The following is a 1,243-nucleotide window of genomic DNA, read 5'->3' as shown; positions in this document are numbered from 1 at the left end:
GGCGATCTCAACGGGTGGTTGCAACACCGTAGTCTGAACAGGACGGAGGTGGCCATCATGAGCAGAACAGTGCGGTTATGGCGTCACGTGTCGAAAGCCGAGCGCGAGCAGATCTGGGCTCGGTGGCTTGGTGGGGAGCCCATCAGGGCCATCGGAAGGGCGCTTGAGCGGCATTGCACCACCGTCCACGCGATCATCGTCAAGGCCGGAGGCTTGGCCCCGCCGACGCGTAAACGAGCCGCCCGATCACTTCGGTTGGCTGAGCGCGAAGAGATCTCGCGAGGCTTGAGCCAGGGGCTGTCGATGCGTCAGATCGGGCTGATCCTGGGGCGCGCGCCGTCCAGCGTCAGCCGCGAGATACGGCGCAACGGTGGCCGTGATGGGTATCGAGCCGTTCAGGCCGATGAGCGGGCGTGGGCGCGAGCCGAGCGCCCCAAGGCATGCTTGCTTGCCCGACACGGTGTCCTCCGGCAATTGGTCGCTAACAAGCTGGCCCACCATTGGTCGCCACAGCAAATCAGCGGGTGGCTTGCCCGCCGATATCCAGACGACGAAAGTATGCGTGTGTCCCACGAGACCATCTATCGCAGCCTGTTCGTCCAAAGCCGGGGAGTGCTTAAAAAGCAGCTCCTTGATCATCTGCGCACCAAACGCATGCTGCGCTACCCGCAAGCTCAGGGACGACACGGCAAGGGTCGAAAGATTGCCCGGAACGCGATTCCAGAGGCCCTCACGATTAGCGAACGCCCGTCGGAAGCCGAGGACCGGGCGGTACCGGGCCATTGGGAAGGTGATCTGCTCGCCGGCACGGTTAATTCGCACATCGTCACGCTCGTCGAGCGTCGATCGCGCTTCGTGATGCTGATAAAGATCCCCGCGCGAGACAGCGCCACGGTCATTGACGCCATGGCCAGGCATATCCGCAAGCTGCCCGCCGAGCTGAAGCGCTCCCTGACATGGGACCGCGGCGCGGAAATGTACCAGCACGCACGCTTCAAGCTCGCGACGGACCTGCAAGTCTACTTCTGCGACCCGCACAGCCCGTGGCAGCGCGGATCCAATGAGAACACCAACGGCCTGCTTCGCCAGTATCTTCCCAAAGGTCAGGACCTGAACCACTACACCCAGGCCCAGCTCGATACCATCGCGAAAGAGCTAAACCAGCGTCCCCGGCAGACCCTCGACTTCCAGACCCCTGCCGAGGTACTCAACCAAGCCGTTGCATCGATCGGTTGAGATCGCC

Annotated in this window: 1 protein-coding gene; it reads left to right on the top strand. The window is 62.9% G+C overall.

Annotation, left to right across the window (positions count from 1 at the left end; all coding sequences use genetic code 11):
* Positions 1-57: 57 nt before the first annotated feature.
* Positions 58-1,236 carry an IS30 family transposase gene (locus ACZ6YI_RS21800; RefSeq protein ID WP_465780441.1) on the top strand — a complete coding sequence of 393 codons (1,179 nt, stop codon included), beginning with the start codon at positions 58-60 and terminating at the stop codon, positions 1,234-1,236.
* Positions 1,237-1,243 lie beyond the last annotated feature (7 nt).

The sequence above is a fragment of the Luteibacter sp. NPDC104163 genome (assembly GCF_055584245.1).
Note: the sequence above shows the minus strand (reverse complement) of the source record. Positions and strands in the feature narration are given on the sequence as shown.

Bases quoted from the DNA above. Each gene is read 5' to 3' on its own strand.
- ACZ6YI_RS21800 (WP_465780441.1), top strand. From the start codon at position 58: ATGAGCAGAACAGTGCGGTTATGGCGTCACGTGTCGAAAGCCGAGCGC.